Source organism: uncultured Shimia sp. (assembly GCF_947498095.1).
In the GTDB taxonomy this organism is placed as follows: Bacteria; Pseudomonadota; Alphaproteobacteria; order Rhodobacterales; family Rhodobacteraceae; genus Shimia.
Map to the genome: position 1 here is coordinate 81754 of NZ_CANMJE010000009.1, position 25715 is coordinate 107468.

Annotated in this window: 28 protein-coding genes and 1 other RNA gene; 14 read left to right on the forward strand and 15 right to left on the reverse strand. The window is 56.1% G+C overall.

Going from position 1 to position 25715, the window contains the following annotated elements:
- Positions 1 to 3: 3 nt before the first annotated feature.
- The 3 genes from Q0932_RS15270 to Q0932_RS15280 all read right to left on the reverse strand — a co-directional run bounded on the left by Q0932_RS15270 (position 4) and on the right by Q0932_RS15280 (position 3748).
- Complete coding sequence (locus Q0932_RS15270) at positions 4 to 1110, reverse strand: microcin C ABC transporter permease YejB (RefSeq protein ID WP_299354940.1); 1107 nt, start codon at positions 1108 to 1110, stop codon at positions 4 to 6.
- Positions 1111 to 3033, reverse strand: a complete 1923-nt coding sequence (locus Q0932_RS15275; protein WP_299354943.1) for an extracellular solute-binding protein — start codon at positions 3031 to 3033, stop codon at positions 1111 to 1113. It abuts the gene before it with no gap.
- Positions 3034 to 3217: 184 nt separating this feature from the next.
- A complete protein-coding gene (locus Q0932_RS15280) occupies positions 3218 to 3748 on the reverse strand; it encodes a cytochrome c family protein (protein ID WP_299354946.1) in 531 nt (176 codons plus the stop codon).
- Between the two features lie 120 nt (positions 3749 to 3868).
- Here Q0932_RS15280 and Q0932_RS15285 point away from each other — a divergent pair, with 120 nt between their 5' ends.
- The gene (locus Q0932_RS15285) at positions 3869 to 4705 is read left to right on the forward strand and encodes a prephenate dehydratase (protein ID WP_299354949.1); all 837 of its coding nucleotides are present in this window, start codon (positions 3869 to 3871) and stop codon (positions 4703 to 4705) included.
- Positions 4706 to 4718: 13 nt separating this feature from the next.
- On the opposite strand, the gene Q0932_RS15290 is transcribed toward Q0932_RS15285, so the two are convergent.
- Positions 4719 to 5186, reverse strand: a complete 468-nt coding sequence (locus Q0932_RS15290) for an SRPBCC family protein (protein ID WP_299354952.1) — start codon at positions 5184 to 5186, stop codon at positions 4719 to 4721.
- 51 nt (positions 5187 to 5237) lie between these two features.
- Positions 5238 to 6206: an NAD(+) diphosphatase gene (gene nudC / locus Q0932_RS15295; RefSeq protein ID WP_299354955.1), complete on the reverse strand. Its 969-nt coding sequence runs from the start codon at positions 6204 to 6206 to the stop codon at positions 5238 to 5240.
- Positions 6207 to 6396: 190 nt separating this feature from the next.
- On the opposite strand from nudC, the gene Q0932_RS15300 reads away from it, so the two are divergent.
- The 3 genes from Q0932_RS15300 (at position 6397) to rsgA (ending at position 9665) form a co-directional block, all read left to right on the forward strand.
- The gene (locus Q0932_RS15300) at positions 6397 to 8265 is read left to right on the forward strand and encodes a bifunctional 2',3'-cyclic-nucleotide 2'-phosphodiesterase/3'-nucleotidase (protein WP_299354958.1); all 1869 of its coding nucleotides are present in this window, start codon (positions 6397 to 6399) and stop codon (positions 8263 to 8265) included.
- A 45-nt stretch (positions 8266 to 8310) separates the two neighbouring features.
- Positions 8311 to 8409: signal recognition particle sRNA small type (gene ffs, locus Q0932_RS15305), an RNA gene on the forward strand.
- A gap of 224 nt (positions 8410 to 8633) precedes the next feature.
- A complete protein-coding gene (gene rsgA, locus Q0932_RS15310; RefSeq protein WP_299354961.1) occupies positions 8634 to 9665 on the forward strand; it encodes a ribosome small subunit-dependent GTPase A in 1032 nt (343 codons plus the stop codon).
- Positions 9666 to 9670: 5 nt separating this feature from the next.
- Here rsgA and Q0932_RS15315 read toward each other — a convergent pair whose 3' ends face one another.
- Positions 9671 to 10150, reverse strand: a complete 480-nt coding sequence (locus tag Q0932_RS15315) for a protein phosphatase (RefSeq protein ID WP_299354964.1) — start codon at positions 10148 to 10150, stop codon at positions 9671 to 9673.
- Positions 10147 to 10983 carry a neutral zinc metallopeptidase gene (locus Q0932_RS15320; RefSeq protein ID WP_299354967.1) on the reverse strand — a complete coding sequence of 279 codons (837 nt, stop codon included), beginning with the start codon at positions 10981 to 10983 and terminating at the stop codon, positions 10147 to 10149. Before Q0932_RS15320 ends, Q0932_RS15315 begins: the two co-directional genes overlap by 4 nt.
- 171 nt (positions 10984 to 11154) lie before the next feature.
- Between Q0932_RS15320 and Q0932_RS15325 the strand changes: the two genes are divergently transcribed.
- The 3 genes from Q0932_RS15325 (at position 11155) to Q0932_RS15335 (ending at position 15673) form a co-directional block, all read left to right on the forward strand.
- Positions 11155 to 12834: a sulfatase-like hydrolase/transferase gene (locus tag Q0932_RS15325; protein WP_299354970.1), complete on the forward strand. Its 1680-nt coding sequence runs from the start codon at positions 11155 to 11157 to the stop codon at positions 12832 to 12834.
- 240 nt (positions 12835 to 13074) lie between these two features.
- Complete coding sequence (locus Q0932_RS15330; RefSeq protein WP_299354973.1) at positions 13075 to 14826, forward strand: DNA polymerase III subunit gamma/tau; 1752 nt, start codon at positions 13075 to 13077, stop codon at positions 14824 to 14826.
- Complete coding sequence (locus tag Q0932_RS15335; RefSeq protein WP_299354977.1) at positions 14813 to 15673, forward strand: PhzF family phenazine biosynthesis protein; 861 nt, start codon at positions 14813 to 14815, stop codon at positions 15671 to 15673. The genes Q0932_RS15330 and Q0932_RS15335 overlap by 14 nt, the downstream gene beginning before the upstream one ends.
- 16 nt (positions 15674 to 15689) lie before the next feature.
- Here Q0932_RS15335 and Q0932_RS15340 read toward each other — a convergent pair whose 3' ends face one another.
- The gene (locus Q0932_RS15340; protein ID WP_299354980.1) at positions 15690 to 16811 is read right to left on the reverse strand and encodes an aminotransferase; all 1122 of its coding nucleotides are present in this window, start codon (positions 16809 to 16811) and stop codon (positions 15690 to 15692) included.
- Positions 16812 to 16951: 140 nt separating this feature from the next.
- On the opposite strand from Q0932_RS15340, the gene Q0932_RS15345 reads away from it, so the two are divergent.
- The 3 genes from Q0932_RS15345 to Q0932_RS15355 all read left to right on the forward strand — a co-directional run bounded on the left by Q0932_RS15345 (position 16952) and on the right by Q0932_RS15355 (position 19033).
- Positions 16952 to 17296, forward strand: coding sequence for a YbaB/EbfC family nucleoid-associated protein (locus Q0932_RS15345; RefSeq protein ID WP_299354983.1), 345 nt, complete (start codon positions 16952 to 16954; stop codon positions 17294 to 17296).
- A gap of 86 nt (positions 17297 to 17382) precedes the next feature.
- Positions 17383 to 17973, forward strand: coding sequence for a recombination mediator RecR (gene recR, locus Q0932_RS15350; RefSeq protein ID WP_299354986.1), 591 nt, complete (start codon positions 17383 to 17385; stop codon positions 17971 to 17973).
- Between the two features lie 142 nt (positions 17974 to 18115).
- Positions 18116 to 19033 carry a DMT family transporter gene (locus Q0932_RS15355; RefSeq protein WP_299354989.1) on the forward strand — a complete coding sequence of 306 codons (918 nt, stop codon included), beginning with the start codon at positions 18116 to 18118 and terminating at the stop codon, positions 19031 to 19033.
- Between the two features lie 51 nt (positions 19034 to 19084).
- On the opposite strand, the gene Q0932_RS15360 is transcribed toward Q0932_RS15355, so the two are convergent.
- Positions 19085 to 19843 carry a DUF1013 domain-containing protein gene (locus tag Q0932_RS15360; protein ID WP_299354992.1) on the reverse strand — a complete coding sequence of 253 codons (759 nt, stop codon included), beginning with the start codon at positions 19841 to 19843 and terminating at the stop codon, positions 19085 to 19087.
- Positions 19844 to 19975: 132 nt separating this feature from the next.
- Here Q0932_RS15360 and Q0932_RS15365 point away from each other — a divergent pair, with 132 nt between their 5' ends.
- The 3 genes from Q0932_RS15365 (at position 19976) to Q0932_RS15375 (ending at position 22007) form a co-directional block, all read left to right on the forward strand.
- Positions 19976 to 20614: a ribonuclease T2 gene (locus Q0932_RS15365; protein WP_299354995.1), complete on the forward strand. Its 639-nt coding sequence runs from the start codon at positions 19976 to 19978 to the stop codon at positions 20612 to 20614.
- Positions 20615 to 20757: 143 nt separating this feature from the next.
- Complete coding sequence (locus Q0932_RS15370; RefSeq protein WP_299354997.1) at positions 20758 to 21369, forward strand: hypothetical protein; 612 nt, start codon at positions 20758 to 20760, stop codon at positions 21367 to 21369.
- Entirely contained in the window at positions 21327 to 22007 is a 681-nt protein-coding gene (locus Q0932_RS15375) for a hypothetical protein (RefSeq protein ID WP_299354999.1), read from the forward strand. Before Q0932_RS15370 ends, Q0932_RS15375 begins: the two co-directional genes overlap by 43 nt.
- Before the next feature lie 71 nt (positions 22008 to 22078).
- Here Q0932_RS15375 and Q0932_RS15380 read toward each other — a convergent pair whose 3' ends face one another.
- From Q0932_RS15380 to Q0932_RS15400, 5 genes are all read right to left on the reverse strand, one after another.
- The gene (locus tag Q0932_RS15380; protein WP_299355002.1) at positions 22079 to 22636 is read right to left on the reverse strand and encodes a F0F1 ATP synthase subunit B; all 558 of its coding nucleotides are present in this window, start codon (positions 22634 to 22636) and stop codon (positions 22079 to 22081) included.
- 5 nt (positions 22637 to 22641) lie between these two features.
- A complete protein-coding gene (locus Q0932_RS15385) occupies positions 22642 to 23187 on the reverse strand; it encodes a F0F1 ATP synthase subunit B' (protein WP_299355005.1) in 546 nt (181 codons plus the stop codon).
- Positions 23188 to 23276: 89 nt separating this feature from the next.
- On the reverse strand, positions 23277 to 23501 hold the full coding sequence (locus Q0932_RS15390; RefSeq protein WP_022572950.1) for a F0F1 ATP synthase subunit C: 225 nt from the start codon (positions 23499 to 23501) through the stop codon (positions 23277 to 23279).
- A 52-nt stretch (positions 23502 to 23553) separates the two neighbouring features.
- The gene (locus tag Q0932_RS15395; RefSeq protein ID WP_299355011.1) at positions 23554 to 24312 is read right to left on the reverse strand and encodes a F0F1 ATP synthase subunit A; all 759 of its coding nucleotides are present in this window, start codon (positions 24310 to 24312) and stop codon (positions 23554 to 23556) included.
- 3 nt (positions 24313 to 24315) lie between these two features.
- Positions 24316 to 24645 (reverse strand): AtpZ/AtpI family protein, encoded by a 330-nt coding sequence (locus tag Q0932_RS15400; RefSeq protein ID WP_299355014.1) that lies wholly within the window; start codon positions 24643 to 24645, stop codon positions 24316 to 24318.
- A 231-nt stretch (positions 24646 to 24876) separates the two neighbouring features.
- Here Q0932_RS15400 and Q0932_RS15405 point away from each other — a divergent pair, with 231 nt between their 5' ends.
- The gene (locus Q0932_RS15405; protein ID WP_299355017.1) at positions 24877 to 25206 is read left to right on the forward strand and encodes a metalloregulator ArsR/SmtB family transcription factor; all 330 of its coding nucleotides are present in this window, start codon (positions 24877 to 24879) and stop codon (positions 25204 to 25206) included.
- Between the two features lie 32 nt (positions 25207 to 25238).
- Here Q0932_RS15405 and Q0932_RS15410 read toward each other — a convergent pair whose 3' ends face one another.
- Complete coding sequence (locus tag Q0932_RS15410; protein WP_299355020.1) at positions 25239 to 25709, reverse strand: ClbS/DfsB family four-helix bundle protein; 471 nt, start codon at positions 25707 to 25709, stop codon at positions 25239 to 25241.
- Between the last annotated feature and the right edge of the window lie 6 nt (positions 25710 to 25715).

Here is a 25715-nt window from a genome sequence, read left to right on the forward strand (position 1 = left end):
GCCTTAGCCCTCCCGCTTTTCAAAGTCGATGCGCGGGTCAACCAGCACATACATCAGGTCCGACAGGATACCGACCACAAGACCGATCAGGCCAAAGACAAAGAGTGTCCCGAACACAACCGGGTAGTCGCGTGCTACGGCGGCCTCAAAGCCCAGCCGCCCCAGCCCATCAAGCGAAAAGATAGTTTCGATCAGGACTGAACCGCCAAAGAAAACCCCGATGAACACGGCAGGGAACCCGGCGATCACGATCAACATGGCATTTCGAAAGACATGGCCATAGAGCACCTGATTTTCGGCCAGACCCTTGGCACGAGCCGTCATGACATAGTGTTTCTTGATCTCGTCCAAAAATGAATTTTTGGTCAGCAAGGTCAGCGTTGCAAAAGCCGCGATGGTCGACGCGAGGACTGGCAAGGTGATGTGCCAGAAGTAGTCAAGGATCTTACCTGACCAGCTGAGGCTATCAAAGTTGTCGGACGTCAGGCCCCTGAGCGGGAAGAACTGCCAATATGACCCGCCAGCGAACAACACCACGAGCATGATCGCAAACAGGAAGCCCGGGATCGCGTAGGCCACGATGATGGCACCACTGGTCCAGGTATCGAACGGAGAGCCATCCTTGACCGCTTTGCGGATGCCCAGGGGGATCGACACCAGATAGGCAATCAGCGTCGACCAGAGCCCCAGTGTGATCGACACGGGCATCTTTTCCAGCACCAGATCAATCACACCGATTTTTCGGAAATAGCTCTCGCCGAAATCCAGGCGCATGTAGTTGCCCATCATAATCAGGAATCGGGTGACAGGAGGCTTGTCAAAGCCAAACTCTTTTTCCAACTGTTCGATGAACTCAGGCGGCAACCCTTGCGCGCCTGCGTACTTGCTATTGGTTGCGGCACTGGTCGCCAGGTCATTCGTACCCAGATCGCCCGTATCCTGACCGCCACCGGCAAAGCCTGCGAAAACGTCGCCTTGCCCTTGTTGCTGGGCAATAATCTGTTCGATCGGTCCACCCGGGACAAATTGCGTCAGTGTAAAGTTGATCACCATGATTCCGAACAATGTCGGGATGATCAACAACAGCCGTCTGAGGATATAGGCGCCCATTTAGCGGAACGCGCCTGCTGCTTTGAGCTTGGCCTCTTTGTCCGGGTCAATCCACCACGTATCAAGAAACCCAAGATCATACGGCGCGAGGTTTTCGGGTCGACCGTACATATCGTAGTGCGCCACCCAGTGATCGGCGACATAGCCATCCGGGATCACAAAAAATTCGTAGCGTAGGGCACGGTCCAGAGCCATCAGTGCCGCATCTTGCTCGTCCTGGTTTTTGGTGTCGAAAGACGCTTCGATGATCTCATCAACCAGCGCGCTCGCCAGACCAGCAGGATTGAAGATGCTGAACTCGGCTTCCTTGGAGCCATACATCTGGCTCAACCCACCGCCGGTCGACAGAAACGCGCTATAGCGGGTGGAATAAACCATGTCGTAGTCCCGCTCGCGGGACCGCAACGTGTATTGTGATGGATCAACCTTTTCGGCCCGTGCGTCGATCCCGATACCTTGCAGGTTCTGCATAAAGCTATCGATCATTGTCGCTGTCGATCCGGCAATGTTGGACGGGTATGGCAGGTCAATCTTAAGTGTCTCACCTTTGTCATTGCGGCGCACGCCATCATCGCCGACGACCCATCCCGCAGCCTCAAGCAGCTTAGACGCCGCACGTAGGTTGCGCCGGTCATTTAGACGGTCGGGTTTGGACACATGAGATTCGATTACCGGCTCAGACAGCAGTTCTTCCGGCACCACATCTCCCAACGCATTCAGAAAGGCCAGTTCGGCCCCTTCCGGAACGCCAGACGCCATGTGCGGCGCGTTTTCGACAAAAGAGCTGCGCCGCGAATTCAAACCAAAGAACAGCGACTCGTTGGTCCACTCAAAATTGAAGGCCAAGGCAATCGCCTTGCGCACGTTTTTGTCCGCGAATTGTGGGCGTGCCAGATTGAACACAAAACCTGAGGGCGTTGGCGGGCTCAGGTCAGGAATAGCATCCTGAAGAACCGTCCCATTGCTGAGCTTTGGGAAATCGTAGGCCGAGGCCCATTGCTTGGGGTCGCTTTCGATCCGGAACGTGAACTCTCCGGCTTTGAAGGCTTCAAAAGCGGCCGTTTGATCAGCAAAGTATTCAATGCGGATTGAGCCGTAATTGTGTTTGCCGCGGTTAAAGGCGAGGTCCTTGCCCCAATAATCGTCTCGCAGTTTGTAAACGATGCGGCGGTTCACGTCATAGCTATCAAGAATGTACGGTCCCGAGCCGATTGCCACTTCCATGCGGGGTTCATCCAGACGGCGGTTTTCCGGGTCAGCCTCAAACCAAGCTTTGGAAAATGCAGGGGTACTGCCAACGGTTTCGATCAAACTGCGGCGAGACACTTCAGGATTGAACGAAAACTTCACAGTAAGCGGATCAAGCGCTTCGGCATTGGTGACCAACTGGCTGACCGCCTGAGCATAGGACGGCAAGCCCTGCTCAATGAACAAGCGATGAGAATAGACCACGTCTTCGGCGGTGACCTGAGTGCCATCGGAAAACTTGGCTTCGGGCCTCAGACGGAAGATGACCCAATTGCGTGCTTTGTCATATTCGATGCTTTCGGCAAGAACGCCATAGTACTGCCCGATACCATCGGACGAGCTTTCAATAAGGCGGTCGAACTGGATCGTCGTCAATGCCCCGGCACGACCTTTGACCGTGTAAGGGTTCAAAGAGTCAAACGTGCCTGACGCTGACAAGGACAGTTCGCCGCCTTTTGGGGCATCCGGATTGACATAGTTGAGGTGAGAAAAATCTGCCGGATAGTCGAGGTTTCCGAAATAGGAATACCCGTGGCTGGTTGTGGTTTCGGTATCCTCAGATTTAGCGGCACCAGCAGCCATCGCAAGGCACAAGGCAGCGGCCCCAGCGAGCAACCACTGCGGCAGCATAGACAAAACGCGGGTCTCAACGACAATTGCATGGGCGCGGGGCATGGCTCTTCCTCTGACTGTCGGACGATTTAGGTCACTTTTCTTATGACTCAAGCTAAAGTGCCTCGCCTGCGGGATTCAAGGTCGTATTGCGTAAACAAGGCGTGAAAAGACCGTGCGCGCACCCAAAACAAAAAAAGCCGCTACGCGATCGTAGCGGCTTTTCTAAATTCTCTTTCGGAGACTATTAGTTTCCGATGGTCTGCAGATACGCGATCATGTTGGCGCGATCTGTGGCCTTCTTGAAGCCTGCGAATGACATCTTGGTACCCGGCGCAAACTTTTTGGGGTTCTCAAGGAATCCGTCCAAGTTCTCTGCTGACCATGTGTCTGCCACTGCAACCAGGTTACCGGAGTATTTGAAACCAGCGACCGATCCAACTGCGCGGTCAACCACGTTATAAAGATGCGGGCCAGTACCGTTGGCGCCATCTTCTAGCTTGTGGCAGGCTTTACATTTGCTGAACGATTTCTCGCCCTTGGCAACATCGGCTTCAGCCAGAAGCTCTTCCAGGCTTGGGCCTTCTTCTTCAACGTCACCGCCGCCGTGGCCGTCTGCGCCTTCTACTTCGATCACATAGGCCTGTTCAGCGTGATCGCCGTGGCCACCACCGCCGACGTGAAACAGGGCCTCAGCACCCCATTTGCCCAGCATCAGAATCAGGAGCGCTCCGCAAAGTGCGCCGATAGTCTTGGTCATTGTCATCGTGTCAAACATGCTACGTTTCCGTCTCGTGGCGTTTTGCCGGGTATCTATCCGCTTCCTCTTGTCAAACGCAAGGTATAGTTACCGCGACCAAACGCCCAATCTTGGGCTTTAGGACGGAAAAGACACGAGATGACCAAACGCATCGCATTTCAGGGAGACCCGGGGGCCTATTCACATCAGGCCTGTCTCGAAGCCTATCCAGATATGGAGGCGCTTCCGTGCCAGTCCTTTGAAGACGTTATTGGTGCGGCGCGCTCCGGGGCTGCTGAGTTGGCCATGTTGCCAATTGAAAACTCGACCTACGGCCGAGTCGCGGACATTCACCGCCTGCTTCCTGAGAGTAGTTTGCACATTGTGGACGAAGCCTTTGTACGTGTTCGGATCAGCCTTATGGCGTTGCCTGGCGTGACACTGGACGAAGTCGACACTGTGCGGGCGCATTTGGTTCTGCTTCCGCAATCTGCCAACTTTCTGAAAACACACGGCATTCATGGCATCGCTGCAGCTGATAGCGCAGGAGCGGCTCGCGAGCTGGCCGAACACCGCCACCGCAACGAAGGTGTTTTGGCATCGTCTTTGGCTGCCGAAATCTACGGTTTGAACGTGCTGGCCTCGGACATCGAAGACCACGGGCACAACACCACCCGGTTCGTCATCATGTCGCGAGAACCCGATCACTCACGTCGTGGTGAGATCGAGATGATGACAACTTTCGTGTTCGAAGTGCGCAACATTCCTGCTGCGCTCTACAAGGCGATGGGGGGCTTTGCGACCAACGGTGTCAACATGACCAAGCTGGAAAGCTACATGGTCGACGGATCGTTCACCGCCACCCGATTTTATGCCGACATCGAGGGCCATCCAGACGATCCACCGGTGCGGCGCGCATTGGAAGAGCTGGACTACTTCACAAATTCGCTGAACATCCTTGGCGTATACCCGGCGGTCCAAGCGCGGCATTTGTGAAGCAATGCCCGCGTTACGCGATACGGTTAAACCGGTTTTCCATGTCTCTGGCTTGTGCGGCCATACGGCTGTCAAATCGCTTGGTGATGTTTGATTTGGCCAGTTTCATCGACTGAACCAAAAGCCGCGCCGAAAGCGTCTTGGGCTTGATGTCAGTCACGACATTTAGCCGTGTCAGGGTTTTGGACAATGCCACAAGCTGAAGGTTGATAATCGAATCAAGCCCTTGCATTTCAGCCTTGAGCGCCAACTCGTATGGCCGATCGAATTCGATGACTTCAAGATGCACCTGACGCGGCTTGCCGCGAAACTCAAACCCGACATCCCAGCCAACTCCGACACCTGGTTTTGACAATGTGTCGGTGCGGGCAACTTCGGCGCCGCGCCGCATAGCTGAGCGTTCATGCCGTTCGAAGTCTGTCAACATCTCAAAGACCTGATCGATCGGGACTTCGATGTTTTCCTTACTCGTCAATTGCATGATGCTTTGCCCTCGGCTTTTCGCGTGCCAGTTGTTTCTTTCAGATACGCCTTAATCCAATCGGTCTGCAAGCCAGTTGCGCAGGATAAAGTGGGCGATGGCTCCTTTTCGCGCAGGTTTCAGAATCGGGTGCGTGCCTGAAAACGCCTGCATCATCTCTTCACGTGTAACCCAAAGCGCGTCATCAAGTTCTACCGGGTCAAGGATAATGTCCTCGGTCAAGGCAGTTCCTCGACACCCAAACATCAGCGAAGACGGGAACGCCCAAGGCTGGCTGGCAAGATAATCTACGGGGCCCACCCGAATGCCTGCCTCTTCCATGACTTCGCGCCGCACGGCAGCTTCTAGAGTTTCCCCAGGTTCCACGAACCCGGCCAAGAGCGAATACATGCCCTCAGGCCAACCCGGACTGCGGCCCATCAACACATTATTGCCGCGGGTAATCAGCATAATCACAACCGGGTCGGTGCGTGGAAAATGATGGCCACCACAAGATGGACAGTCGCGCTGCCAGCCCGCCATTGCGATGTGACTCTCGTGACCGCAAATCGCGCAATAGCGGTGTGAGCGGTGCCAGCCCAGAATAGCTTTGGCGGTTGATGCCAATTCAGCATCCCGTTCATCCAACAAAGTCATGATCGCGCGCAATTCCGCAAACACATAGGCATCCCCCGTCAAAGGGTGCCTTTGTTCGGTCTGATCCAGAAAACTGCCCATCGCCGAGGCATCAAGCTCGGCAGGTTTCCAAGAGGAAATGTCATGCGCAAACACATGCCCCAAACGGTCTTTGCCTAAGTAGATTGGCGCCGACTTGGCCATGGACAGCACTGGATGCGTCATGTCCAGACGTGCAAGGGCATCGCGGTTTTCAGCGGTCACAAGCGGTTTGCCACGCCACAATAAAATTGTTCGCGTTGCCGGGTTGTCGCGCGCTTCTGACAAGGCCTCGGCATCACCCCGTATTTCGGCGGCTCGGTCGAACTCTGACCCACCGAAAGTCACTGTTTCTGCATGTTTCATGGCTGTTCCTTACCGTTGTTACAGGCTTGCCACGGTTGCCGCCGTACGGCAATGGGTCACCACTACAATCGTTCAACAAATTGTTTTTAGAGATTTTTCTCTTGTTTTCGAGCGTACTGAGTGATCCCATGCAACTGCGTTTTAGTGCCAAGTGGTTTTACTATTCTCCCTCACATCCGGAGGCTCAAAATTGCCCACGCGTCGTGCATCAGACCCTGATGCTGCCCAGATTTGTTTGACTGTCCTCGCCACGACGGATCTGCACGGTCACCTTTTGTCCTACGATTATTACTCGGATCGCGTGGCAGATGTGCCCGCACTTGGGCGGGTTGCGACACTGGTCAAAGGATTCCGCGCCGCGTCTGCTAACACAGTGTTGGTGGACAATGGGGACTTCTTACAGGGCACGCCACTTTGTGATCTGGCCTCCGATGATCAGACGCTTGAGATGCGCCATCCAATCACCACCGCGATGTCTGAACTGAAGTACGATGCGGTTGCGCTGGGCAATCATGAATTCAATGTCTCTCTGTCACGATTAACCGACCTCTTGTCAGAAATAGAAGCACCGATTCTCTGCGCAAATCTTGCGCCTACAGTTCACGCACCACTTGGTCTGGATGCGTGTTGGTCACCTCAGATCATACTGGATAAACAGCTGACGGATTCGAAAGGGCACGAGCATCTGGTTCGCATTGGCCTGTTTAGCGTTTGCCCGCCTCAAGTGATGAATTGGGACCATTCCAGAGTACATGGAAAACTTACGGCAGGCGATAGTTTGGAGGCCGCTGAAAAGGCGGTTCAGAGCCTGCGTGAGAGCGGCGCGGATATTGTGATCGGTCTGTGCCACATGGGTCTCGGCGACGGGCCATATGAAAAAGGAATGGAAAACGCCGGGCTTCCGATCTCTGCGATAGAGGGATTGGATACGATGGTCCTTGGGCACACACACCTGCACTTTCCAGGCGAAAATCAGCCGCAAATCGCAACCATTGATCTGGATCGAGCGACGGTGAATGGAACGCCCACTGTTCAGCCCGGTTTTGGAGGGGATGTGCTGGGGAAAATCGACCTGACCCTCGAAAAATCTAAGGGGCGTTGGCAAGTCGTCGACCATCACGTTGATTTACTTGCGACCAAGGATGTTCCTGAGGACAGCGACTTTGTTGAGGCGCTTCAGCCGGCACACAACTGGGCGTTGAAGAAGTTGCGAGAGCCTGTCGGAGAAATCTCTCAACCCATCCATTCTTTCCTTGCATTGCTGCCGGGGTGTCCGTCTGTTCGGATCATCGCAGAGTCCCTTGCCCGATTTGCACAAGAGCGCTTGCGGCAGACCGAGTGGTCGCATTTGCCAGTTCTGGCTGCAGCCGCGCCACAGAAGTTCGGCGGGCGCAGTGGTGTCAACAACTTCACCCGGATTCAACCCGGCAAAGTGGCCTTGAACCACATTAGCGATCTGCAATATTTTCCAAATGATATCAGTGCATTGAGACTTTCTGGCGCCGAGGTGGCTGACTGGCTAGAGATGGCGGCCAGCATCTACAACCAGATCTTACCCGGACAATCCGCACAGCCTCTGCATCGCGAGGATTTCCCGGTCTACAACAGCGATACCATCTATGGCCTGAGCTATGAGATAGACCTTAGCCAACCGCCCCGGTTTGCATCGGACGGCACCTTGCAGAACCCTTCGGCCCGGCGCATTCGCAACCTGTCCTGGCAAGGCGCGCCGGTTCCACCGGATCAGATTTTTGCATTGGCCGTGAACAATTACCGTGCTGGCGGTGGAGGCAATTTCCCCCTTGCCTCACAAGACCGCATTCTTTTTGAAGATCACACAAAGATTCGCGATCTTCTGGTTGAGGCCTTTACGTTAGGTGATCCTTCGGTTTCTGACGGGCAGGTACCTTGGCGGTTTTCGCGAATTCCGGCCGCTACGGCTGTGATCAATACACATCCAGATATGGCTGAAATCCTTGAAAAACAGTTCCAAAAGGGGCTTAGAGCCTTGGAATTGACACTCAATGGCTTTCTGGCCCTAGAGCTTGACTTGAGCTGAATACGCCAGCTTGCATCCGCGCCTAGGGGCGACTATATCACGCCCTGAGGGGTTGGCGCGGGCAAGCGCCTCGCCAACCTGGTCAGGACCGGAAGGTAGCAGCCACAACGAGCCCCGCTTGGGTCGATGTCCAACCTCTCACCCTTGTCGGGTTCCGCGGTGCGGTTTCCGACGCCCCGATAGGCGAGTTTTGCGAGAAAACTCTGCCAAAAGGGTTCACTAAGAAACACAAGACCCGGAGGATTGATGAAGATTGTTGCATCCTTTCGGGCCGTCGTTACCAGCTGAGGTAACCACCGCCCGACCGTATCAAAGCCCCGTGACCCTTTGGGATCGCGCCAGTTTTCTTACATATCGGGACCAGTCCATTGACAGACCTAACACTTGCCGACCTTGGGTGGTCGGCCCACTTTGCCGCACAGATTGACGAGGGTGACCTGCCTCAGGCTGCGCGCATTTCTTCGGTTGCACGCGACCGCCTTTTCACCATTGGCCCACGGGGGGCCCAAACGGTTGTTCCGCCTTCAGACATGACCACAGCAAGCTTTGCCGTGGGCGACTGGGTCGTTCTAGACCCCGTTCATCCTCGTGTGTTGCGGCGCCTGCAGCCCATGACAACGCTCAACCGACGGGCAGCAGGCACCGGAGCCGAAGCGCAGCTGATCGCCGCCAATGTCGATACATTGGCGATCGTGACGTCCTGCAACGCGGATTTCAACGAGGCTCGGATCGAGCGTTATCTGGCGCTCGCAGCCAGCACCGGGTGCTTACCGCTGGTGGTGTTGACCAAAGCCGATACGACGGACGATCCGCGCGCTTATGTACGCCGGGCCGAGCGGTTGTCGCCGCTCGTTACGGCCATAGCCCTCAATGCCCTCGACAATGACGAGGCCGAGGCACTCTCTCCTTGGTGCAAGGCGGGACAGGCCCTTGCATTGGTAGGGTCTTCGGGCGTCGGCAAGTCGACGCTGGCCAACGCCATGACGCAAGCCGGCGCCGAAACACAAGGCATCCGCGAAGACGATGCCAAAGGGCGGCATACGACAACCGCGCGTGGGCTGCATCAAACGCGGTTTGGCGGCTGGCTGATCGACACACCGGGCATGCGGGCATTGCGGTTGACGGATGCCTCCGAAGGGATCGAGGCCGTGTTCGAGGACATCGAAACACTCGCACGTGCCTGCCGGTTTTCCGACTGTGGCCATGAAACTGAACCGGGGTGCGCCATCCGCGCAGCGTTGGAAACTGGCGAGATCAGCGAAGACCGATTGCAACGTTGGCGCAAACTGCTGCGCGAAGATGCCCACAACAGCGCGACACTGCATGAGGCCCGCGCCAAGGACAAAGCCTTTGGCAAGATGGTGCGTTCAGTGATGAAGGAAAAGCACGGCCGCAGGTAAGGCGTTCAGAGGCGCATCGCCCAGCGGCGTTGCGCCTCGGTTTCCACGGCACAGGGGCGGACCTGTCGCAATCGTTCAAGAGCTACAGGCCCCTCTTCGCCCATCTCGACCATCACCCGCAAAAGCGCCATGCCTGATCTTCCGCAGCCCCCATAACAGTGGGCCAGCACGCGACCCTTGTCGGTGAGCATTGCCCGCACGCGGGCCGAAGTCGACGGCCAGAGTGCCTGCACACTCGCTCCGGGGGCCCCGAAATCACGGATGGGTAAGTGCACCCAGTCAACGCCAGCAGTTTTCAGATCATCGGCAAAGCTTTCGGCCCCAAGACGGGCGAGTTCGGCCGCCTCGGTCATGGTCAACACCAGCGATGGCGCCCAGGCCAATATCTGGCGCAGATCACTGGCATAGTCTCCAAATCGTCCCGGCGCTGGACAGATGCCCAGTCTTCCGTTCCCAGCCTCAATCGTCGCGACAGCAAAACTCACAGGCGTTTCGCCGCAAAGGTATCGCAACGCGACAGGTCACCGCTATCAAACCCACGCTTGAACCAGCTGGCGCGCTGTTTGGAAGTGCCATGCGTGAAAGTATGAGGTTGCGGCACCTTGCCCGCCCGCCGTTGCAGATGGTCATCTCCGATCATGCGCGCGGCGTTCAAGGCTTCCTCCAGGTCGCCGCCTTGCATCAGATCGCGCACTTCGCGCGCCCAAACACCCGAGAGGCAATCCGCCTGTAACTCAAGCCGGACCGTCAAGGCGTTGGCCTCGGTTTGGCTGGCACTCTGACGGATTTGATTAACCTGACCCAAAATCCCCAACTCGTTTTGCACATGGTGTGCGACCTCATGAGCGATCACGTAAGCTGCTGCAAAATCGCCTTTGGCCCCCAATTGACGGGACAGGGTGGCAAAGAACTGCGTGTCCAAGTAGGCTTTGCGATCCGCCGGACAGTAAAAAGGTCCGGTCGCGCCGCTGGCCCCACCACACGGGCTTTGAGTCACACCGGCAAACAAGACCAATGTGGGCGGGGAATACGCGCGGCCCAATTGATCCTCAAACACCTGCGCCCAAACGGTTTCGGTCGTCCGAAGCACCGCCGCACTAAATTCTCCTGCGCGACGCTCTTCCTCAGTTAACTCCCGATCTACCGACTGTTGAGGTGCAGCGACCTCATCCAGCAACGGCGACACATCGATCCCGGCGAAATACCCAATGGCAAGGATCACCAACAGACCAACACCGCCAATCCTTACGGCTCCTTTACCACCAGACCGGCGTCGATCCTCGATGTTCCGGCTATGCCGAATGCTTTTCAACCGCATGATTTCACCTACTAATCAGACGTAACGCAAGGATTACCCCAACCTCCCTTCCGCGCCAAGAGTGGTTCAAAGGTCCACACTGCAACGACCATCGTATTCTCTTGTCTTCGATCTGGTTTCTAACCACTATCGAAAAGGCAGAACGAACATAGAGATTCTGGAGGAATATAGATGTATTGGCGCGTAGTTGCATTTCTGAGCCTGCTTTTGCCGACAGTGGTTGCTGCGCAAGAGCCCCCTATCATTCACGACGCAGAACACTACATTCTGCTGAACCAGCATGCCGAGCGCTGGCAGCAAGAAGACACGGAAATCAGCGAAAAGCTTGCAAGTATCCGTGATGCAAACGGCGGCAAAGCCCCAAACATAGTTTACATTTTGCTCGATGATCTCGGGTTTGGTGAGATCGGGATGCCCAATCTCGATGTTATCCGCGGCTACAGCACTCCGAATATTTCTGGGTTCGCCGAGCAAGGGCTCTCCTTTATGAGAATGTATACCGAACCCTCATGCACGCCTACGCGGGCGGCAATGATGACGGGACGCTATGCCATTCGCACCGGTACGACAGAGGCGAAATCGGTAGTTTCCGGTGATGGTCTCAGCGCATGGGAAGTTACCTTGGCCGAAGTTCTTAGTGAAGGCGGTTACAAGACTGTTCATATGGGCAAATGGCACTTGGGCGACATTGAGGAATCCTATGCCTTTAACCAGGGGTTCGACTATGCCGAGCACCCGGTTCACCAACAGGGCCAGATGGCAATCATGAATGCGGACGCCGAGCAGGAAGGCATCTCGACCGGCCTGTCACAGACCGCGCGCACCAATACCTATGAGCTGGACAAAAGCTTTCGCCTGAACCCGCATGCGATGGTCTATGGCATCGTCGGTGAAAAGGGCGGGGCATCACGCGAAGTCAATTTCGAAGCCGGTGAAATCTATACGCAGGCCCACTATCAGCGCATGGAAGAGGATTATAAAAACGGTGTTCTGGAGCAGCTTGAACAGCTGGCCGGTAGCAACCAGCCCTTTTTCCTGAACTACTGGCCGCAGCTGCCCATATCTCTGACCCGTGGGGACATCGACGGGGCACAGACGCTGAACGGTGGCCCGATGGCGGAATCCTTGGCGACGGTAGATACCTGGATCGGAGAGATCCTGTCAAAACTGGACGAATTGGGCATTGCCGAAAACACGATTGTCATCGTCATGGGTGACAACGGACCCTTCATGCAATATCGCGAGTATAGCGGTCAGAACGACCGGATTTACCGCGGCGGCAAAACTGACCATCTGGAAGGTGGCGTGCGGGTCAATGCCTTTATGCGGTGGCCGGCGGGTATAGAAGCGGGCGGTCGGGTTCAGGACATTGTCCATGTAACCGATCTATTTACAACGCTGGCTCGACTAGCCGACAGCGACGACCATATCCCACGCGACCGATTGATCGATGGCGTCGACCAGACGCCGCTGCTGTTTGTGGGCGATAGCCATGGGCGGCGCGATTACGTCTTTATCTACGAAGGTCCGGTGTTGCGATCCATCGTGAAACAACAGTTCAAATTTCACCTGCCCACACCGGGGGCCAATCCGATCGCCGCACCCGTTTTCGACCTTTACAAGGACAGTCGCGAAGAGCGGATTGATACGGCAAAGACAATCACCTTGGGTGTTGGCTTTGGTGGGCCATTTGTTGGCATGATGAAACGCCATCTGGGATGGAAACAGAAGTATCCCGACCGCGAGCAAGGGCACGGTGTTCCCTATGGCGGGATCGAGAACCTGAGACCGGAAACTCAAGCGTTGGTCGATGGTTTTGCCATGATGGGACAACTGATGGGCAAAGAATGACGGCCGCATAAATGACAGTTTTGCCGCGCTCGGCGGACATTCAACCCGAGCGCGGCGATAATCGCATTTTCGGCAAGGCTGGCGTAGCGCAGCATTGCGCCGGATGCCGGGCGCCATCTGCCCTCTGAAGATAGACCCAAAGCGGGCCCTGCGCCATGTTCCCCCGCATGAGTGAGCGACGTGACATCCAAGGGTCTACGCCCTAGGTTGTCCTTGATACTCGAATCCCGAAGGCCCCTTATGAGCGACACAGACTCTTCTGACACCGTCTATCAGGTTCTCGCACGAAAATACCGCCCCGAGACCTTTGCCGACCTTGTCGGACAGGACGCCATGGTGCGCACACTGAAAAACGCGTTTGAAGCGGATCGCATCGCGCAGGCCTTTGTGATGACCGGCATCCGCGGCGTGGGCAAAACCACCACCGCGCGGATCATCGCCAAGGGCATGAACTGTATCGGTGAAGATGGGGAAGGCGGACCAACCACAGAGCCATGTGGTACATGTGAACACTGCGTCGCGATCATGGAGGGCCGCCATGTCGATGTGATGGAGATGGACGCCGCCAGCCGCACCGGTGTGAATGATATCCGCGAGATCATCGACTCGGTGCACTACCGGGCCGCTTCGGCGCGCTACAAGATCTATATCATCGATGAGGTTCACATGCTGTCGACCAGTGCGTTCAACGCGCTGTTGAAGACGTTGGAAGAACCACCCGCCCATGTAAAGTTCATCTTCGCCACCACCGAAATTCGCAAAGTTCCGGTCACGGTCCTGTCACGCTGCCAACGCTTTGACCTGCGCCGGATTGAACCAGAAGACATGATCGCCATGTTGCGCCGCATTGCGACGGCAGAGAACGCCGAGATCAGTGACGATGCGCTGGCCTTGATCACCCGCGCGGCCGAAGGCTCGGCCCGTGACGCGCAATCGCTTCTGGATCAGGCCATCTCTCACGGTGCCGGTGAAACCACCGCCGATCAGGTGCGCGCCATGTTGGGGCTGGCCGACCGCGGTCGCGTTCTCGATCTCTTTGACATGGTGATGAAAGGCGACGCCGGTGGCGCCCTATCCGAGCTGAGCGCGCAATATGCTGATGGGGCCGATCCGATGGCCGTGTTGCGTGATCTGGCCGAGGTGACCCATTGGGTTAGCGTCGTGAAAATTACCCCAGATGCGGCGAAGGATCCGACGATCAGCCCTGATGAACGCTCGCGCGGTCAGTTCATGGCCGACAAACTTCCGATGCGCATCCTGACCCGCATGTGGCAGATGCTTTTGAAAGCGCTAGAAGAGGTTGGTGCTGCGCCAAACGCCATGATGGCTGCCGAAATGGCGATCATTCGTCTCACCCATGTGGCCGACCTGCCGAGTCCCGAGGAACTGGTTCGCAAACTTCAAGATACACCACCTCCTCCCCCTTCGGGTGGTCCCGGCGGCGGTGTGCCCGCGAGTGGACCCGCAGACGGCAGCCAGGCCTATTCCACAACTCAGGTTGCCGGTGGTCCCGGAGGCACTGTGACTGCTCTGGCCCCGCAAACCGAAACCGCGCTGGCACGGTTCGCAACTTTCGACCATGTGATCGAGTTGATCCGCAAGAACCGCGACGCCAAATTGTTGATGGACATCGAGGCCGACATGCGGCTGGTCTCGTATCGCCCCGGTAGGATTGAGTTCGTTCCAACGGACAAAGCCCCCTCGGACTTGGCCCAGCGTTTGGGCTCGCGTCTGCAAAGTTGGACAGGCAACCGTTGGGCAGTGATCGTGGTCAGTGATGGCGGTGGCGAGACCATTGTCGAAAAGCGCAACGCGGCTGAAAACGCCCTAAAGGGTGAGGCCGCTGATCACCCAATGGTCAAAGCTGTGTTCGATGCATTTCCAAAGGCCAAGATCATCTCGATAAAGACCCAACAGGACATCACGGCGAAAGCCCAAGAGGAGGCCCTTCCCGAGGTCGAAGACGAATGGGATCCATTTGAAGAGGATTGATCAACTGCAGCGCAGATTCATTCAAGCCGACGTTTTTTCACCTACCCCTACCCTTGGTAACGGGCTGGCCGTGGTTGTTGATGCAGACGGCATGAGCGACGACGAGATGCAGGCCTTTGCGGCGTGGACCAATCTTGCCGAAACTACATTCCTGTTGCCTCCGACAACGGCGGATGCCGACTATCGCCTTAGGATATTTACCCCGGGCCGCGAGATGTTGTTTGCGGGGCACCCGACTTTGGGCAGCTGTGCCGCTTGGCTGCATTCTGGCAACGCGCCCGCCAGAGCAGATGTCGTCCGACAGGAATGCGCCATAGGCATCGTGGACATCGACCTTACCGGCGCGGCTCCGGCCTTTGTGTCTCCTCCAACTCGCATTGCACCAATGGATCCTCAGGAAAAGATAAGAATTATCAACACCTTGGGAATAGAAGAGCAGCAAGTCAAGAACGCCGTGACGCTTGACAACGGCCCGGTTTGGCAACTGCTGGAACTCAACAGCGCGGCGGAAGTACTTGCGGTTGATGAAACCCGGGTGCGGTGGCCTGAGTTCGTCGGAGTGTCGCTGTTTGGCGCGCTCCCCAAAGGCGGACCGTTTGATTATGAAACCCGTAATATCAGCCCTTCCAGCGGCATGTCAGAAGACCCGATCACAGGCTCACTGAACGCCGCCATTGCGTGCTGGCTATTGGCTGAAGACCGGCTGCCGGACAGTGCCATCGCAGCCCAAGGCACCAAGATGGGGCGCTCGGGTCGGGTGTATTACCGGCGCGACCCGCAACGTCCCGGAAAGGTTTTGATTGGAGGTCAAAGCCATATTCTGATTGAGGGCGTGCTGAACCTGTAGCAGCTGGCAGCAATGCTTAGGCTCTTTGTGACAAAAACCCAGAGACCCGGAGCAGACCTTCTTTCAAAACCTCGGGGTTGTTCGCAAACCCAATCCGCACATAACCTTCCATGCCCAGCGCCGACCCGGGTGTGAACATCACTCCGGTTTCCTTCAGCAATGCGACGCAAAAATCGCGTGATGACATCGGCAGTTCATATTTGAGCAGAGCCGTGGTGCCAGCGCGCGGCTTGATCCACGAGATCAGCGGTTCGCCCTCAACCCATTGAGACAGAAAACCAAGGTTGCCCCGCGTAATGCCGTGGCTACGCGCCAACACGCGATCCACATTTTCAAGCGCCAGAGTTGCGAAATGGTCGTCGATCATGCCAACTGAGATCGTGTCATAGTCGCGGTGGATCGACACCGCCTCGATCACTTCACGCGGAGCTGCGATCCACCCAAGCCGCAAACCTGCAAGTGAAAACGCCTTGGACGTACTGGCAGTGCTGATGCCTTTTTCATAGATGTCGGCCATCGAAGCCCCCATGCCGTCGCCATCTTGGGCCGTGCCGCGATAAACCTCATCGCAGAGAACCCAAGCGCCGACCTCGCGCGCGATCGCAGCGATCTCTTCCAGCATCTTGCGCCCCATCAGTGCGCCTGTGGGATTGTTGGGGTTGTTGATGGCAATCAGTTGCGTGTCTTTCGTGACCATCCCGCGCAAGGCATCCAGATCGGGCAGCCAATTGTCCTCTTCCCGCAGATGCAAAAGGTGCATCTCGGCCCCGATGCTTTCAGGGATCGAATAGTGCTGTTGATAGGTCGGTACCACGGCCACCACGTGATCGCCGCGCGACACCAGCGCCTTGTGGACCAGCATATTGGCACCAATCGTACCGTGAGTGACGATCAGCGTCTCGGGCGTCTGCCTTTCGTAAAGCGCGGCAATGGCCGTGCGCAGGCGGTCTGAACCCTCGATGGCGCCATAGGTCATCTTCATCGTCAAAAGATCGGACAGGTCCGTTTCATTCTTTCCTGCCAGCGCCAACAATTCCGCGATGGAAATGCTCTCTACACAGGTCTCGGCAAGGTTCCACTCACAACGCGTCTCCCACTCGTTCATCCAGATCTCAACGCCGAAAGGTTCGATATGCATGTCTGTCCTCACTGATCCGTCGTTTGCCCGACGCTAGCCATTGCATGGACAAAACGCCAGCCTCGGCGTTTCACCTTGCCCGCAGGCTTTGCGAGGCTTATCTAGGCCGCAACAGACACGATCCGGATCAGGAGAGATTTATGCTCAAAGGGCTTGGTAACATTGGCGACATGGCCAAAATGATGAAACAGGCGCAGGAAATGCAGTCCAAAATGACGGACATGCAAGAAGAGCTGCACAACGTCATGGTTGTCGGTGAAAGCGGTGCCGGTCTGGTCAAAGCAACGGCATCGGCCAAGGGTGAACTCAAGGCGTTGGATATCGATCCTTCGATTTTTAATGGCGACGACAAAGAGGTGGTCGAAGACCTGATCCTCGCGGCCATCAAAGACGCCCAGACCAAAGCCGCTGACCGCAGTCAGGAAGAACTGAACAAGATCACCGAGAGCCTTGGCCTGCCTTCGGATATCAAGCTGCCGTTCTAAAGGCTTGCGCCACCCGGGCGAATTCTTGCTATACATACTCAAAACCTCGGCGGCCTCGGCCGCCGGACTTTTGTGAGGCAAAGCCCATGAGCAGCAATGACATCGACACCTTGATCGAGATGATGGCGAAACTGCCGGGTTTGGGCCCGCGCAGCGCACGCCGGGCTGTTTTGCACTTGATCCGCAAGCGGGCATTGTTGCTGACGCCATTGGCCGATGCGATGCAGACCGTGGCCGCAACGGCGCGGGAATGCCTGAACTGTGGCAATGTCGGCACCTCTGACATCTGCGAAATCTGCAATGACGAGAAACGCGCGACCGGTGAGTTGTGCGTGGTGGAAGATGTCTCGGACCTTTGGGCCATGGAGCGCGCAAACGTGTTCAAGGGACGCTATCACGTTCTGGGAGGCACATTGTCCGCCTTGGAAGGTATCGGCCCAGAGGATCTCTCGATTCCAAAATTAGTCGATCGCATCACCACTGAACACATCTCAGAAGTGATCCTCGCGCTGAACGCAACCGTAGATGGGCAGACCACGGCGCATTACATCGCCGATCAGGTGGAAGACCGGGTACGACTGACATCGCTGGCCCAAGGCGTTCCCATCGGGGGGGAGTTGGACTACCTGGACGAAGGCACCATCAGCGCGGCCCTGACCGCTCGCAAAGCGCTCTGACCTCTCCACGCGGCGGGTGCTCCTGACAGGAAACGGCTACAACAGTTGACCCGCCGCCGCCAAAGGCTTGTGAAACCACCACCCGGTGCTAGGGTTTCCAGCGGTCAAAACTCTGGCCGGACTTTCCAAGCCAAGGCGCAACATGACGCTCCGTGATCCTGATCCTCAACCCTCTGGTGACAATCTGGCTCTGGCCGTTGGGGCCATTGTTTTTTCGGTCTTTGCCCTGTCGCTCGGAGATGCGCTGATCAAGTTGACCAGCAACAGTTTCGCACTGTGGCAGATCTTTGTCTTGCGGTCGCTGTTGGCGACCCCGGCGCTGGTTCTGATCTGGCGGCTTTATGGGCGTCGCGCGTCCCTGTGGCCAAAGCATCTTTTCTGGACTTTGGTACGCAGCTTGATGTTGGTGGGCATGTGGGTGATTTATTATGGCGCCCTGCCCCATTTGCAACTGCCCGTGGCGGCGGCCGCATTCTACACCCTCCCGTTTTTCATCACCCTGTTCTCAGCAGTTCTTCTCGGAGACCGCATCAGCCGACAAGGTTGGTTGGCCGTCGGCATTGGCTTCGCAGGTATCCTGCTGATCCTGAAACCTGATGCGGGCGATTTTAATACCTACGCCTTAAAGCCACTCTTGTCTGCCATGCTTTATGCGTTGGCCATGATCCTGACCCGCAGCAAATGCCGGGGTGAGAACCCGATGACGCTCGCGCTGGCGCTGAACCTCAGCTTCATCGCCGTTGGCACGGTCGCGTCACTGGGCTTGACTGCTATGCCAAGTTTGCCGCCAGAAGGGTTTATGCTCAGCCGCTGGACCGAGATGAACAGCGCCGCATGGACCACTATGGGCATTATGGCTGCCGGGATCCTAGTTGGCAGTCTCGGCGCGGCCATTGCATATCAAAAGGGACCGCCCGCAGTGGTCGGGATTTTTGACTTTGCTTATGTCGGATTTTCGGTGGTTTGGGGTGTTTTGATCATCGGTGAAGTCCCCAGCGCGACCGCATTTGCAGGCATCGCCTTGATCACGGTCGCCGGGGTCCTGTCGGTCAAAAAATAGCGCCCCGGTCGACTGGACCGAGGCGCTAAGAAAACAAGTTTTGAACCCAGCTTAGGGTTGTTCTTTTTCGTCGTCGGATGGAAGGTTGAAGAAGCTGTCAGCGTCGGCAAAATCGCCTGCGCCACGCTTGTCTTCTTCGTCTTCACCCTCATCGTCATTGGAGAGCGAGAAGGTTTCCAGCCCTTCAATGGCAGAGGGGATTCTGGGTTCAGCTTCCATCCCCAAGGATTGTTCGGTCGACACCAGTTTGCGGCGCTCGTCGTCTGTCATCACTTCGCCATCAGCAGCCTTTTTGGCCGCCGCTTTTTGTACAACCGCATCCAGTTCAGATTGTTTGCACAATCCCAATGCCACCGGATCAATCGGCTGAATGTTCGAGATGTTCCAGTGGGTGCGTTCACGAATGGCCTGAATGGTCGGTTTGGTGGTGCCAACCAGTTTCGAGATTTGGCCGTCTGTCAGCTCAGGGTGGAATTTCACCAACCACAGGATCGACGCAGGACGATCCTGGCGTTTGGACAATGGCGTATAGCGAGGACCACGGCGCTTTTCTTCACCCGATGCGGCGGCGTTGAACTTGACCTTCAACTTGAACATCGCGTTGTCTTGCGCATTGTCGATGTCTTCCTGATCCAACTGATGGTTGGCAATCGGATCAAACCCTTTGACGCCGGCAGCAACATCACCATCGGCAATGCCCTGAACTTCAAGCTCGTGCATGCCGACAAAATCGGCGATCTGCTTGAAGCTGATCGTGGTGTTATCAACCAGCCAGACGGCGGTGGCTTTCGGGTGCAGCAATTTGGTCATTTGCCAGTCTCCTATACACAAATCTTCCCCGTTGCCTGACTTTGCAGGCGGCACCTTTTGAGGGGTGCGGGTTTCCGTTGTCGGGGAACTTGCGGGCTATATAGTGGCATTCAGCAGATAAGGAAAGAGTGAATGCGGTTTGTAAGTTTTCTGTCAATTGCCCTGTTGATCGGCGGAGTCTCTCAGGCACAGACCCACAAAGCAGGGGAATTTGACTATTACGTCATGGCGCTCAGCTGGTCTCCAAACTGGTGCGCCATTGAGGGCGATGCCAAGCGGTCACCGCAATGTGACGCCGCTGAGGATTTTGGCTGGGTTCTGCACGGCCTCTGGCCGCAGTATCATCGCGGCTGGCCCGAGAATTGCTACTCACCCGAGCGCAATCCACCACGCTGGCTCACCGAGCAAATGGCCGATATCATGGGAACGTCCGGCCTCGCCTGGTACCAGTGGAAAAAACACGGACGTTGTTCGGGGCTATCCGGAGAAGATTATTACGCACTGTCCCGCAAAGCGTACGAAAGTATTGAACGGCCTGTCGTGTTTCGCAAACTCGATCAGACTGTCAAACTGCCCGCCAGTGTCGTTGAAGACGCTTTCCTCAAGGCCAATCCCCAATTGGACAAAGACATGCTGACCATCACCTGCCGCGGTGGTTTCATTCAGGAAGCACGGGTCTGCCTGTCAAAGGATCTGGAACCCGTACCATGTGGCAGGGATACCATTCGTGATTGCACTATGGCGAACGCCAGATTTGATCCGGTTCGTTAAGAACCCAGATCTCATCGCGATGGGGTCACATAGGAACCCACAAGGCCAGCTCAAACATCCGTCAAATCGGCCGGTTACGTGACACAATCACGCTTTGCGGGTTAAGCTGACCCATTCCTATGCTCTGACTTGAGGAGATCATGATGCGAATTTCGCCCATCGGATTGACCATTACACTATCACTCTTGGTTTCACTGCCCGGTTTTGCCGAGAACTGGAAAGGCCCTTACGATGACGCCGGACGCAAGCATGGCAACTTTGAGTTATGGGACGACGAGGAAACCATGATCATCGAAGTTGTTACGTTTCATAACGGGCTACGACATGGGAAGAGCACGATTTACAATCCTGACGACTCATTCGCAAAAGAGAGTAGCTACAAGGATGGTGTGCTGCACGGTGAGTATTCTGCGTACTTCGCCGACGGCACTCTCAAAGAACAAGGAAAGTACGAGGACGGCAACGCACACGGCACATGGACTAAATACTATCCAAGCGGTCGCAAACAAGCAGAGATCAACTATGATCGCGGGCGCTTGCACGGTGATTTTGTCGAGTATTACCCGGCCCTAAAAGACGAAAAGCAGAGTGTCCAGCAACGGCTCGTCTTTCGAAATGGATTGAAACACGGCCCCGCCGAAACCCGGTACAACAATGTCGAAAACAGTATGAATGAAAGTGGAGAATACAAAGAGGACACCCGTACGGGAACATGGGCAACCTGGTTGGAAATGGCAAACTGGCCAGCGAGATAGCGTATTACGGCAACCTTAAACACGGAGACGCGACAATCTATTACGAAAGTGGGTTTTTGAAGTTTGAAACCACATTTGAATATGATGTGTTGACGGGCGATTACACCGGGTATCACGACGTTGAAGACGCGCAGGTTTCTGAAAGTGGCAAGCATGTTTCGGGAAAGCGGCAAGGGCTATGGACCGATTGGACCGCAACAGGCACAAAGATCAAGGAAGCCAACTATCACCTGGGCACATTGGATGGTACTTCGACGACGTTCCATGCGCTGGACGGAAGCATCGACACCATCTCGAACTTTAAGAATGGTCAACCCGATGGAAAGTACGTTCGCTACCATTTTCCAGGGCCTCTTACACCAGTAGATGAGCTTGTCGAACGGGGTCCGCGGGTGCGTGAACAGGAGATTGGCCAGCATGCCAAAGGGCATCGTGTCGGCAACTGGGAGCTCTATTATCCTACCGGCAACCTTCAGTCCGAAAGTGTGTATGATGATGCAGGTTTAAAGACGGGTTTGTGGTACTACTACAATGAGTTGAATGAGGTCTCCACAGTCGAAAAATACGATGCCAACCAACTGATTGATGGCATTGCAGACTGTCGTTCCGATCGTACAGCCTGCGAAACTTTTCATTAGGTACCCGAAACAAAAAAACCCGGCATGATCGCCGGGTTTTTTGGTTTATCGTTTTTGGTGCCAGTGCCGGCTTAGTGCAGCTTGGCGTCCACTTCGGCAATCGCATCTTCGATCAGCTTGTTGCCTTTGGCGGCGGTCATCTGCTTGGCGATCACGTCGTTGGCAGCGCCAACAGCAATGATGATGGCCTGATCGCGGACTTCTTTGACCGCAGCAGCCTGAGCCGAGGCAATCTGATCCTGAGCTGCGGCCAGACGGCGCGCGATCGAGGCTTTCAGATCTTCTTTGGCCAGTTCGGCAGCATTGGCTGCTTCGGACTTGGCATGCTCAACAATGCGGTCGGCTTGCTCAGCAACTTCTTTCTGCTTGCGCTCGTAAGACGCCAGAATGGTCTGGGCTTCTTCACGCAGGGCGCGTGCTTCGTCCAGTTCCGACTGAATGCCTTCGGCGCGCTTGTCCAGCATCCCTGCCAGCATTCCGGGGACTTTGAATTTCATCAAAACCAGAATGAACAGGATGAAGGCCAGCAACACGATAAAGTTCGTGTTGTGCAACGAGAAGAACGGGCCGCTTGCGGCGAATGCCGGGCTGGCGGCGGTCAGGGCGAGGAGTGTGGCTAGTTTCCGCATGGTCCTTACCCTTTCATCCGTGTGTCGATTGCTGCCACGACAGTGCCGTCGTCGGCTTGACCACCCAGGGCGGACACAATCTCGGCGGCCGTGTCTGCTGCAACAACCTTGACGCTTTCCAATGCACCGGCGCGGATTTCGGCAATCGCCTTTTCCGACTCGGCAGCTTTGGCTGCAATCTCAGCATCCGCCTTGGCGGTGGCTGCATCCAGATCGGCCTGAATTTCGGCCTTGGCTTCGGCAACGATGCGCTGTGCTTCTGCACGGGCATCTGCGAGCGCCTTGTTGTAGGCGTCTTCTGCGTCGGCGGCTTTCGCCTTCAGCTGTTCAGCTGCGGCGATGTCATTTGTAATTGTCCCCTGGCGCTCGGCCAGTACGTTCGCGATGCGCGGCAGCGCGATACGCGACAGGACGAAGTAGATCACGACCAGCGTGACCAGCAACCAGAAGATCTGGTTTCCCCAGTTCGAAAAATCGAGCTGTGGCATGCCGGGCGCGGATGCGGCTGCATCTGCGGCGTGGCTTGTGGCTTCGTGCGTTTCGGTCGCCATGTCGTCCTCCTGGGAACTTCCGTTAGATTACGGGCGGGGCGCTGTCAGAGACGCGCCCGCGCCCGCACGTAAGGATAAGTCCAGTTGGCTTAGACGGCGAACATCAGCAGAAGAGCAACCAGGAACGAGAAGATGCCCAGTGCTTCTGCGAAAGCGATACCGATGAACAGGGTGGCAGTTTGCGAAGCAGCTGCCGAAGGGTTGCGCAGAGCGCCTGCGAGGTAGTTGCCGGCTACGTTACCAACACCGATTGCGGCTGCGCCGGAACCGATTGCTGCGAGACCTGCGCCGATGTGTGCGAGTTGACCTTCCATGGGTATATCTCCTTACGATTGGAAGTTAATAGGTAGTGTGAGTGTTCAGACCTTAGTGCGACGGATGCAGCGCATCTTTCAGATACACACAGGTCAGAATGGTAAAGACGTAGGCCTGGATAAAGGACACGAGGACCTCAAGACCGTACATGGCGGTGATGGCAACCACTGAGACAGGGCTGACGACTGCGATCGCGGCAAAGCCTGCGAAAACTTTGATCACCGCGTGGCCCGCCATGACGTTGCCAGCCAGACGAATGCTGTGGCTCACGGGGCGCACGAAATAGGAAATCAGTTCGATAATGGCCAGGATCGGACGCAGTGCCAGTGGCGCAGACGACACCCAGAACAGGCCTAGAAAGCCCATGCCATTCTTGACGAAACCAACGATGGTCACGGTCAGGAACACCAGCAAGGCCAGAACCACGGTCACCGCAAAGTGCGACGTAGTGGTAAAGGACATCGGGATCAGGCCAAGGAAGTTGGCGAACACGATGAACATGAAAAGCGTCATGATGTAGGGGAAGAACTTGACCGCATCCTTACCGGCCACGTCTTCAACCATCTTGTAGATGAACCCATAAGCCAGTTCGGCAACAGACTGAGAGCGGCTGGGAACGATTGCGCGGCTGCGGGTGCCGATGACCATCATCACGATGATACCCAGAACGGCGAGAGCCATCCAAAGGGTCGCGTTGGTGACGGTGAACAATCCAATCTCATCCCCGCCAAAAAGCGGCTTGATGATGAATTGATCCATCGGGTGGAATACGAGACCGCCTTCTTCGGCGCCGTGTGCTTCGCTTGCCACGTTCTAGTTCCCTTCGTCTCTGTCGGCCTGGTCGGCCTCTTGTTCTTCCTGGATCTCTTTGGCGCTGCGCAGCATCGTTTTGATACCGGCCGCGAGACCCAACATTGTAAACAGCACCAGGAAAATCGGGATGGTTCCCAACAACAGGTCAAGCCCGTATCCGATGCCAAAGCCGATCCCCAGACCGGCCACTAATTCAATCACCATGCGCCAGGCCAGGTTGGCCGCCGAATAGTGTTCGTCCACCCGAGGTTTCGGTGCCTGGGCCAATTTGGCCGCCTCGATCTTCGCTTCCAGCTGCGCCATGCGCTCTTTCTGGTCGGGATCGGTCACGCGAAAATGCCCCCTTTCGGACTTGGCGCATTGCTATTGCGGAGGGGCGGCTGAGTCAACAGCACAAACACGCCCAACCCAAACCCTTTAAGATATTGTACTAAAACAATTATTCACAGCTACGTAGCGGCGCGTCGAGTCTGTCGCAGGGGTGATTTCGATCGAACTGCCTGTTTTGCTATATTCAACCAAATGGTTGACGATTATCTAGCGTATCGGTTTAACGCTGCCATGGCCGATCCACTTGATACCGTCTTTGCCGCACTGGCCGATCCGACCCGCCGGGCGATCCTGAATATGTTGTTGGAAGACGACATGGCCGTGACAGATGTGGCCGAACCGTTCGAGATGTCATTGGCGGCGATTTCCAAGCACCTCGGTATCCTGACCAAGTCAGGCCTGATCTCTCAGGAAAAGCGCGGCCGCGTAAAGTGGTGCAAACTGGAGCCCGACGCCCTGCGCGCCGCGAGTGTCTGGATGCAGGGTTTTGGACAATTCGAACCTGTGAACCTGGATGCATTCGAACGGTTTTTGGAACATGAATTGGACAGCGACGCATAGTCTCTGTCTCTAAACCGCCCGCTTGCACGCCCTCACAAACTTGGCGGCCGACCGATAGTGCGATGCACCTGCGGCTTCAGCCCAGCGCCCCGTGTCCATTTGTTGTTCGCGCCTTTCATCGGCTCGCCATAAAGCGCCGCGTCATCAAGCGTTTCGAGAAATGATGTCAGGGTTTGATGTGCCTTTTCCAACGCTGCGCGAGCCTCGGGCCACGTCACGTCAGATTTCTGCGCCAGAAGATCCGCGTTATAGGCTTTCAACTGGTTCCACTTGTACCCGGGCGCAGGAAAAGCGACCTCTTTTCCTGCTTGCCCATCATGGTACCAACCCAGGAAAAGATCGATCCAGTGGGCGCGGTGCACAATCACGTCCCGAATACTCCAACCGTCTTCAAACGGCCTTTCAACTAGGACCGGGTCCAGAGGGTCCAACAACAGTGTGAGCTTTGAATACTCTTTGGCTGTGATCGCCAAAAGGTCGGCTTTGTTGGTGGCTGCGGGCATGTATTT

Excerpts from the sequence above, each read along its gene's own strand:
- Q0932_RS15270 (WP_299354940.1), bottom strand. The coding sequence starts at position 1,110 with ATGGGCGCCTATATCCTCAGACGGCTGTTGTTGATCATCCCGACATTG.
- Q0932_RS15275 (WP_299354943.1), bottom strand. The coding sequence starts at position 3,033 with ATGCCCCGCGCCCATGCAATTGTCGTTGAGACCCGCGTTTTGTCTATG.
- Q0932_RS15280 (WP_299354946.1), bottom strand. The coding sequence starts at position 3,748 with ATGTTTGACACGATGACAATGACCAAGACTATCGGCGCACTTTGCGGA.
- Q0932_RS15285 (WP_299354949.1), top strand. The coding sequence starts at position 3,869 with ATGACCAAACGCATCGCATTTCAGGGAGACCCGGGGGCCTATTCACAT.
- Q0932_RS15290 (WP_299354952.1), bottom strand. The coding sequence starts at position 5,186 with ATGCAATTGACGAGTAAGGAAAACATCGAAGTCCCGATCGATCAGGTC.
- nudC (WP_299354955.1), bottom strand. The coding sequence starts at position 6,206 with ATGAAACATGCAGAAACAGTGACTTTCGGTGGGTCAGAGTTCGACCGA.
- Q0932_RS15320 (WP_299354967.1), bottom strand. The coding sequence starts at position 10,983 with ATGCGGTTGAAAAGCATTCGGCATAGCCGGAACATCGAGGATCGACGC.
- Q0932_RS15325 (WP_299354970.1), top strand. The coding sequence starts at position 11,155 with ATGTATTGGCGCGTAGTTGCATTTCTGAGCCTGCTTTTGCCGACAGTG.
- Q0932_RS15330 (WP_299354973.1), top strand. The coding sequence starts at position 13,075 with ATGAGCGACACAGACTCTTCTGACACCGTCTATCAGGTTCTCGCACGA.
- Q0932_RS15340 (WP_299354980.1), bottom strand. The coding sequence starts at position 16,811 with ATGCATATCGAACCTTTCGGCGTTGAGATCTGGATGAACGAGTGGGAG.
- Q0932_RS15345 (WP_299354983.1), top strand. The coding sequence starts at position 16,952 with ATGCTCAAAGGGCTTGGTAACATTGGCGACATGGCCAAAATGATGAAA.
- recR (WP_299354986.1), top strand. The coding sequence starts at position 17,383 with ATGAGCAGCAATGACATCGACACCTTGATCGAGATGATGGCGAAACTG.
- Q0932_RS15355 (WP_299354989.1), top strand. The coding sequence starts at position 18,116 with ATGACGCTCCGTGATCCTGATCCTCAACCCTCTGGTGACAATCTGGCT.
- Q0932_RS15360 (WP_299354992.1), bottom strand. The coding sequence starts at position 19,843 with ATGACCAAATTGCTGCACCCGAAAGCCACCGCCGTCTGGCTGGTTGAT.
- Q0932_RS15365 (WP_299354995.1), top strand. The coding sequence starts at position 19,976 with ATGCGGTTTGTAAGTTTTCTGTCAATTGCCCTGTTGATCGGCGGAGTC.
- Q0932_RS15370 (WP_299354997.1), top strand. The coding sequence starts at position 20,758 with ATGCGAATTTCGCCCATCGGATTGACCATTACACTATCACTCTTGGTT.
- Q0932_RS15375 (WP_299354999.1), top strand. The coding sequence starts at position 21,327 with ATGGGCAACCTGGTTGGAAATGGCAAACTGGCCAGCGAGATAGCGTAT.
- Q0932_RS15380 (WP_299355002.1), bottom strand. The coding sequence starts at position 22,636 with ATGCGGAAACTAGCCACACTCCTCGCCCTGACCGCCGCCAGCCCGGCA.
- Q0932_RS15385 (WP_299355005.1), bottom strand. The coding sequence starts at position 23,187 with ATGGCGACCGAAACGCACGAAGCCACAAGCCACGCCGCAGATGCAGCC.
- Q0932_RS15390 (WP_022572950.1), bottom strand. The coding sequence starts at position 23,501 with ATGGAAGGTCAACTCGCACACATCGGCGCAGGTCTCGCAGCAATCGGT.
- Q0932_RS15405 (WP_299355017.1), top strand. The coding sequence starts at position 24,877 with ATGGCCGATCCACTTGATACCGTCTTTGCCGCACTGGCCGATCCGACC.
- Q0932_RS15410 (WP_299355020.1), bottom strand. The coding sequence starts at position 25,709 with ATGCCCGCAGCCACCAACAAAGCCGACCTTTTGGCGATCACAGCCAAA.